At 50.9% G+C, this 7,815-nt stretch carries 7 protein-coding genes; 1 reads left to right on the plus strand and 6 read right to left on the minus strand.

Annotated elements, in window-relative coordinates; all coding sequences use genetic code 11:
- Window positions 1-288: 288 nt before the first annotated feature.
- From L6H98_RS16445 to gpr, 6 genes are all read right to left on the minus strand, one after another.
- Window positions 289-762 carry an N-acetyltransferase gene (locus tag L6H98_RS16445; RefSeq protein WP_236416724.1) on the minus strand — a complete coding sequence of 158 codons (474 nt, stop codon included), beginning with the start codon at window positions 760-762 and terminating at the stop codon, window positions 289-291.
- 124 nt (window positions 763-886) lie between these two features.
- The gene (gene hemW, locus L6H98_RS16450; protein ID WP_236416726.1) at window positions 887-2,071 is read right to left on the minus strand and encodes a radical SAM family heme chaperone HemW; all 1,185 of its coding nucleotides are present in this window, start codon (window positions 2,069-2,071) and stop codon (window positions 887-889) included.
- A 218-nt stretch (window positions 2,072-2,289) separates the two neighbouring features.
- On the minus strand, window positions 2,290-4,104 hold the full coding sequence (gene lepA, locus L6H98_RS16455) for a translation elongation factor 4 (protein ID WP_236416727.1): 1,815 nt from the start codon (window positions 4,102-4,104) through the stop codon (window positions 2,290-2,292).
- A 152-nt stretch (window positions 4,105-4,256) separates the two neighbouring features.
- A complete protein-coding gene (locus L6H98_RS16460; protein ID WP_236416729.1) occupies window positions 4,257-4,628 on the minus strand; it encodes a hypothetical protein in 372 nt (123 codons plus the stop codon).
- Window positions 4,629-4,662: 34 nt separating this feature from the next.
- Window positions 4,663-5,970 carry a stage II sporulation protein P gene (locus L6H98_RS16465; RefSeq protein ID WP_236416730.1) on the minus strand — a complete coding sequence of 436 codons (1,308 nt, stop codon included), beginning with the start codon at window positions 5,968-5,970 and terminating at the stop codon, window positions 4,663-4,665.
- A gap of 226 nt (window positions 5,971-6,196) precedes the next feature.
- Complete coding sequence (gene gpr / locus L6H98_RS16470; RefSeq protein WP_236416731.1) at window positions 6,197-7,201, minus strand: GPR endopeptidase; 1,005 nt, start codon at window positions 7,199-7,201, stop codon at window positions 6,197-6,199.
- Window positions 7,202-7,377: 176 nt separating this feature from the next.
- Between gpr and rpsT the strand changes: the two genes are divergently transcribed.
- Complete coding sequence (gene rpsT, locus L6H98_RS16475) at window positions 7,378-7,650, plus strand: 30S ribosomal protein S20 (protein WP_236416732.1); 273 nt, start codon at window positions 7,378-7,380, stop codon at window positions 7,648-7,650.
- Window positions 7,651-7,815 lie beyond the last annotated feature (165 nt).

Here is a 7,815-nt window from a genome sequence, read left to right on the forward strand (position 1 = left end):
CAAGCTCTTCATCCAGTTCCATTCGCTCAGTGCTAAGAAAGCCCCGCCCCCCATACATAGAAACTCACTGCACCAGGTCCTATTCCCTTAATAAAGTCTCCCTTGGCAATAAGCGTTTGCCAAGAGCTGAAAGCTGCGCACATTATTGATTTACGATCATCACCGACGCAGCGCCGCAAGACGTTGCAACAAAAAGAACCGCACAGATCCGGAATGCACCGTTTCCCGCCATGCGGTTCTTTTCATTGTTGTGTAAGGCAATGTTCTTAAAAAACATAATCTTTCTATTTATGCGGACATGAAATCCAGTTCTTTCACTACCGCAATCTCGTCGCAGCAGTCCTGTTTGCTGCAATGAATGCAGTCCGTCCACACCTTTTCGGGAAAAATCTCTTTATCCACGATAACAAACCCATTCTTCTCGAAAAACGACACTTCGTACGTCAATGCCATGACTTTCGGAATGCGTTGTCTGCGAGCCTCTTCGACCAGTCTGTCCAGCAGCAGGGAGCCGATCCCCATCCCTTTATGGCCTTCGGATATACCAAGCGACCTGACCTCTACCAAATCTTCGCCCAATTTGCAAAGGGAACCACAACCAACAACCTCGCCATGCACTTCGGCAACGACGAAATGTTCCAGTTGTCTATGCAGCACTTCGCGCGAGCGCGGCAGCATAATGCCGCGCTCGGCATATCCCTTTATCATTTGATATAATGGCTCAACGTCTTCCGGTACGGCCTTTCTGCACACTGCCGACATCCTGCTCTCTCCTCCTATTGCAGCCTTCCGAATGAAAGCTAACTCCGTAGTTGTCAATGACGAAAATTACACGCCCTGTAAAATCAATATGAATAAATATACAACAGAGCGTATACAATTTCAACTACGAATTCAGAGAAATCGAGCCTATAAATTCGGCAAAAACATCGTTGCCGAACAAAATTCCCTGCTCGCTCAGACGGAAGCCGTCTTCCGTCCGTTCAAGCAGCCCGGCATTCAGCAATTTGGTTAACTGTTTGGCAAACACTTCTTCCATTGGTATGCCGAATTGCTCTTGAAAACGTGATGCAGACGCCCCTTCCAGCATTCTCAGCCCAACCATCAGGAAATCCTCCATCGCTTCCTCGCGGCTGATCTCTGCATGATCCAGACGGGGCAAGCCTGTTTTGGCAGCCTCCACATAGGGGTTGATGCCTTTGATATTCATATGACGCTGACGGCCAACGTAACCATGCGCCCCCGCTCCGAGGCCATAATAATCTTCGTTGCGCCAGTATGTTTTGTTATGCCGGCTTTCGAAGCCGGGTTTCGCAAAGTTGCTGATTTCGTATTGCACGTAGCCGGCTTCCTTCATCCGTTTCATCAACAACAGATACATTTGCAATTCATCATCTTCATGCGGCAGCGGCAGCTGGTTTTTTTGATACAGCGTGTGGAACAACGTATTCTCTTCCACTTTCAGGCTGTAGATCGAGTAGTGCGGCAAATGGAGCTCCAGCGCCCGGTCAATGCTCTCGTTCAGCATTTCCACCGTCTGGTTCGGGAGACCGAACATCAGGTCGATGGACAGATTGTGCAGCCCTGCGGCGCGCGCGTTTTCGAGACTGCGGTACACGTCATCCGTGTTGTGAATCCGGCCGATGCCTGTCAACAAATCGTTCTGGAACGCTTGAACGCCAAAGCTGACGCGATTCACGCCGCCTTCTTTCATGACGGCCAGCTTCTCGGCATCCGTTGTTCCCGGGTTGGCCTCCATGGAAAATTCGATGTCCTCCGCCCAATTCGGGAAATACGTTTTGACAGACTTCAGGAAAAAGGCCATTTCGTCCGGCTTGAGCACGGTTGGCGTCCCCCCGCCTACAAAGATCGTTTTGATCTCTCCGGGCGGCGTGGCTTTGACGGTATATTCCATCTCCCGCTCGAGTGCATGCAAATAATCCATGACGGGCTGGTCCTTCAGGACGTAGGAATTGAAATCACAGTAAAAACATTTGTTGGTGCAAAACGGAATATGCAGGTATACCGCTTGAGGCGCGCCTGCGTTCCGTGTATGTGCTGCCAAGGTCATGGCGAGTCCTCCTCTATTTGAAAAAGGAAAGCCTTTCGGCTTCCCCTTCAGCTCAGTCATATTCATACTGAATGTTGGTCGTACGGATACACACAGCCGTGTTGTACCCTGAATTCTTTAATTCAATTTGGATACACACAGCCGTGTTGTACCCAAAATTGAATTGTTACTAATCTAATTCAGGTACACACATCCGTGCTGTACCCCGAATTAGAGTGTTACTCATCGATTTTCAGCACCGCCATAAACGCTTCCTGCGGCACCTCCACGTTACCCACCTGCTTCATCCGCTTCTTACCTTCCTTTTGCTTCTCAAGCAGTTTCCGTTTCCGCGAGATGTCGCCGCCGTAACATTTGGCAAGCACGTTTTTGCGCATCGCCTTCACCGTTTCGCGGGCAACGACCTTCGTTCCGACCGATGCCTGGATCGGCACCTCGAACATCTGGCGCGGAATCAGCTCGCGCAGCTTCTCGCAGATAATGCGACCGCGGTTGTATGCACGATCGCGGTGAACGATGAAGGACAATGCATCGACTTGCTCTCCGTTGAGCAGAATGTCCATTTTGACCAGGTTGGACTGGCGGTAGCCGGACAGCTCATAATCGAAGGATGCATATCCTTTGGTGCTGGATTTCAATTGATCAAAGAAATCGTATACGATTTCGGACAACGGAATGTCATACGTAATCGTTACGCGGTTGCTGTCAAGGTATTCCATGTTAATGTACTCGCCGCGTTTGTTTTGGCACAGCTCCATAATTGTACCTACATAATCGTTGGGCACAATAATGGATGCTTTCACGTAAGGCTCCTCGACATAATCGATTCTTCCCACCTCTGGATAGTTGGACGGGTTATCGATTTTGAGTACTTCGCCATTCGTTAGTGTCACGTGATAGATAACGCTTGGCGCGGTTGTGATCAAAGGAATGTTGAATTCCCGTTCAATCCGCTCCTGAATAACGTCCATATGCAGCAATCCAAGGAATCCGCAACGGAACCCGAATCCAAGCGCGCTTGAAGTTTCCGGTTCGAAGCTGAGCGAAGCATCGTTCAGCTGCAATTTTTCCAGCGCTTCGCGCAGATCGGTGTAATCCGACGTTTCGATCGGGTACAGACCGCAGTATACCATCGGATTGATTTTGCGGTAACCCGGCAGCGGTTCGGCCGTAGGATTTTTGGCATCCGTCACCGTGTCACCGACGCGTGTATCGCCGACATGGCGAATACCTGCCACGATGAAGCCAACGTCGCCCACGTTCAGCTCGTCGACGATCGTCATGCGTGGTTTGAAGGCTCCAACCTCGATGACCTCAAAGGATTTGCCCGTAGCCATCATTTTGATTTTGGAACCGGATTTGATTTTGCCGTCAATGACGCGCACATATACGATAACGCCTTTGTACGGATCATAGTGAGAGTCGAAAATCAATGCTTTCAAAGGCTCGTCCGGATCGCCTGACGGCGCGGGAACCTTCTGCACGACCTGTTCCAGAATCTCTTTGATGCCGATGCCCGCTTTGGCCGAGGCCAGTACGGCTTCGCTCGCATCAAGGCCGATCACGTCCTCGACTTCCTGCTTCACCCGGTCGGGATCGGCGCTCGGAAGGTCGATTTTGTTGATCACCGGCAAAATCTCCAGATTGTTGTCGAGGGCCAAGTACACGTTGGCCAGCGTCTGCGCTTCAATCCCCTGAGCAGCGTCCACCACGAGCAATGCGCCTTCGCATGCCGCAAGGCTTCGAGAAACCTCATACGTGAAATCGACGTGTCCCGGTGTATCGATCAAGTTGAGCAGGTATTCTTCGCCGTCGTCTGCCTTGTAAGACAGGGCGACTGCCTGCAATTTAATCGTAATTCCGCGTTCACGTTCGAGATCCATCTGGTCGAGCACCTGCTCCTGCATTTCCCGCGAGGTGAGAGCACCCGTGTACTCCAAGATCCGGTCCGCCAATGTCGATTTCCCGTGATCTATATGTGCAATAATTGAAAAGTTGCGAATTTTACGTTGTCTTTCCCGAATGTCAGTCATTCCTTACCCCCAGAAACAGCCTAGTGTCAATCGCTTCATTATACCAGTAGATGAAGGGAGCATCAATCCCGCTTTGCCTCAACTTTGACATTCAGGAGATGATTAGGAGGCTCCCCCGGTTCCTTCCTAGTGTCCCATGAGGGTAAGGGTTTCTATTCGGCTACACCGCTGAACAAGGAAACGACCCACTTGATACCGCTATGAGACAAGTTCTGCAGCAATCCCGCCGTTTTCTCGGCGAGCACGTCCACCGTAGCTTTGTCCTGTTCTGCACCCAGAACCTGACTTGGCGTCTGGACAGGCACGAACGGCCGCTCGCTCACCTCCTGTTGTTCGGGCTGGGCGGGCTGTTCAGGCTCCAGTCGAGTCGCCGGTACCGCCGGCTCTGTGCCGGCGACCGTTGATGTGTTCTGCGATGGAGTCGTATTGATCTGCAACCCTCCCCCGGCTAACTGCATGCCGAGAAGAATGCCGATCAGCATAAGCACAACGATGGACAGCAACCTTTTTCCGAATCTGGACACACCCTACGCCCCCTTATTTTAAAGACTTGCGTCATCAACTTCCTTTAGATTTGGTTCCGGCACTCGCTTTATCCACCTGTTGGTCTTCCCAATAGACCTCGGCGATCATGTCCGCGAGCACCTTGGACGTGCTCTCCAGTTCTTTGGCCGTATTGTCGATCCCGCCGATCTCGATCAGGATGCTGTGGGGAGACAGCGTCTGGTTGTATTCGCCGTTATTGGCACCGCCGCCATCCTTGCCCCATACGCCGCGGGAAACGCCGGGATACTTCGCCTCCAGTTTTTTATGGATTCTGGCCGCAAAGGCTTCGTTCTTGCGCCAATTTGGATTTTCGTGCCCGATGATGAAATACACCTTGGCATAACCGACTCCATCAATCGTCGTCGTCGTTTTGCTGTGGCGCTGCGAGTCCCGGTGGATGTCGATCAGATATGTCAAGTCATCGTTTTGGGCCAGCGCAGCTTTTACAGTCTGCCGTGAATATTTATAAGAATAATTCCAGTTGTAGTCCTTTACGACAGAAGGGTAGTCATCCTTAGCATGCTCCACGCCGACGCCCAGCTTCTCCAGACTGTCAGCCAAATAGGTTCCCACTTGAAAAACATTTCCCGTCGGCTTCGCCGAAGAAGGATTGTCGCTTTTGGTGCCAAGCAACGGATTGTAGCCCTCCCGAGGGTGAGAGTGATAAACGAGAATGGATTTTTTCTCCGGTTTCGATGCTTGGCCTCCCTGTTTGCCTCCATCATGTTTCCCTCCATCGCTGACAGGCGGGTCGTTCCCAGCCTCCCCCTTGCCCGGATCTTCCTGTGAAGGAGAAGTATTGTCCTGTTCCGGCGGCTCGTGCAAACCGGCATCGGGTTCCTCGCCATCTGCCGAAGCCGAATCGGTAACGCCCGGATCGGGTTGATAATCCTCAGGCGCCTCCGCACGTTCGTTTCCCGATCCGTGCCTCAGCAGTACAGGCTGATTGGCGCCCATGCCAGGCATTTCCCTGGCGATCAAGCTTTTAGGGTCCTGCGGATTTACGTTCGTCAACATTTGAAACACAAAGTTCGTCAAATTTTCGCCTGAAAACGCGGACTGCTGGTCATCCCCCTTTAAATGGGGCATCTCCATGCCTAACATATCAAGAAAAAAATGACTGGAAACGGCACTTGCGAACCCTTTCATCGAAGCCACCGGAGAATTATTCAATCGTTTTTCGGCCATGCCCCCAAGTCCAAGAATGACGAAGAATAACGCCGAAATGATCATCAGCAGCAGCAATGTCCGACCCATGGCCAGCACATGCAGGCATCTTTTTTTCCATTTTCCGATATTCCACGATATGATTTTGTTCATCGCTTCTGTCTCCTTCCCTGCTGGACAACTCTTATATTTCAACTCTATGAGCCTGTCCGGTTTGCTAGAACAAAAAGAAGAAGATTTCCCCCAGAATTTCTGTGAGATAAGCCGAACGGACCAAAACCTCCACGCAGCTAAAAAAAGAAACGCCAAAAAAGAGAGACCCGATAGATTCGGATGCTCTCTTTGCGAAATTCCATATTTTTGATATGACCAATTAAGCTTAATGTGTATATGCTGCTACATTTTCGGCCTTTACCGCTTCATGAAGCGCAGCATTCAAGCCCGTCGCGACAATGTTCGCGATGTCCTCGATAAATTCATCGATTTCCTTCGGCGTCACGATCAAATCATGGCCCAGGGGCTCCAGCACCTCTTTTACCAAGCTAAGGCGATCATTCTCGCTGATTTCGTCAAGCATTCCCATGATTTGTTTCGTCTGCTCCGTTTCCTGGCGAAAATGGGAGCGCATCATCTCGATGGCGTTGTTCACGATGGTGGAGGCATAACAAACCGTGGGAACGCCGATTGCAATACACGGCACGCCCAAAATTTCACGCGTCAACCCGCGCCGTTTGTTGCCGATGCCCGAACCGGGGTGAATGCCGATATCCGCCACTTGAATCGTTGTGTTGACGCGTTCAAGGGAACGGGAAGCGAGCGAATCGATCGCGATGATGGCATCCGGCTTTGTGCGTTCCACGATACCCTGTACGATGTCGCTCGACTCGATGCCTGTTGTGCCCAGTACGCCGGGAGCGATTGCGCTAACCTCGCGATAACCGGGAGCAACCTGATCCGGCATAAGTTCGAAATATTGGCGGGTCACCATCAGGTTCTCTACCACCAGCGGACCGAGCGCATCGGGCGTTACGTTCAGGTTGCCGAGCCCTACCACCAACACCTTGGACGTTTTGTTGATCCCGGCCTTGGTCAAGAAATCCTCCATTTCACGCGTGAATGCCGCTGCCACACGTTCCTGCAATTCGGTGTCGCCATTGCGCAGCGACGGTACCTCAAGCGTGACGTAATGCCCTTTGACCCGCCCGATTTTCTGCGATGCCGCTTCGTTCAGAACATCGATCCGCGTAATCGTGATGCCGTCCTTTTCCTCCACGTCTTCTTGCAAACCGGGAATACCCGTGTTTGGCTCGGCATGTTGAACCATCTCCCTCGATTCGATCGCAAGGTCGGTACGAACCGCGTACTTTCGCAAATCCAATGTCATGTATTCCTGCCTCCCTTACCGCATTTGAACATATTGTGTGGGAAAAAGAAGGGCTTTATGCAATGTCACGGAACGAAAAAGGAATATTTGTTGCAATTTACATGTTAGCATGCTAGAATATTTTAAGTTGTGAAACGTTTGTATTCATGCGATATGCCTTACAGGAGGTGAATGTAATGCCAAACATCAAATCCGCTGTTAAACGCGTAAAAACTAGCGACAAGCGCCGTGCACTCAACGCTTCCCAAAAGTCCGCACTCCGTACAGCTGTTAAAGCTGCCGATGCTGCTCTGGTAAGCACAGAAGTTGAAACTGCAAAAGCTGCGATTCAAGCTGCTTCCAAAAAGCTGGATAAGGCTGTAACTAAAGGTCTGATTCATAAAAATGCAGCTGCTCGCAAAAAGTCCCGCTTGGCTAAAAAACTGAACGCTCTTTCCGCACAAGCGTAATAAGCGTTACTTATACGATGCATTGGAAAATCCTGAACAGCTTATGCTTTCAGGATTTTTTAGCATTCTAGAGTAAAAGGCTGGGCAAAACCCAGCCCCTCCTCATCAAACCGTACGTGAGGTTTTCCCTCATACGGCTTTCCGATGTTCTTCGTTCATGGGCAT

The sequence above is a fragment of the Paenibacillus sp. JJ-223 genome (assembly GCF_927798175.1).
Classification (GTDB): domain Bacteria; phylum Bacillota; class Bacilli; order Paenibacillales; family Paenibacillaceae; genus Paenibacillus; species Paenibacillus hubeiensis.

Bases quoted from the DNA above. Each gene is read 5' to 3' on its own strand.
- L6H98_RS16445 (WP_236416724.1), bottom strand. From the start codon at position 762: ATGTCGGCAGTGTGCAGAAAGGCCGTACCGGAAGACGTTGAGCCATTA.
- hemW (WP_236416726.1), bottom strand. From the start codon at position 2,071: ATGACCTTGGCAGCACATACACGGAACGCAGGCGCGCCTCAAGCGGTA.
- lepA (WP_236416727.1), bottom strand. From the start codon at position 4,104: ATGACTGACATTCGGGAAAGACAACGTAAAATTCGCAACTTTTCAATT.
- L6H98_RS16465 (WP_236416730.1), bottom strand. From the start codon at position 5,970: ATGAACAAAATCATATCGTGGAATATCGGAAAATGGAAAAAAAGATGC.
- gpr (WP_236416731.1), bottom strand. From the start codon at position 7,201: ATGACATTGGATTTGCGAAAGTACGCGGTTCGTACCGACCTTGCGATC.
- rpsT (WP_236416732.1), top strand. From the start codon at position 7,378: ATGCCAAACATCAAATCCGCTGTTAAACGCGTAAAAACTAGCGACAAG.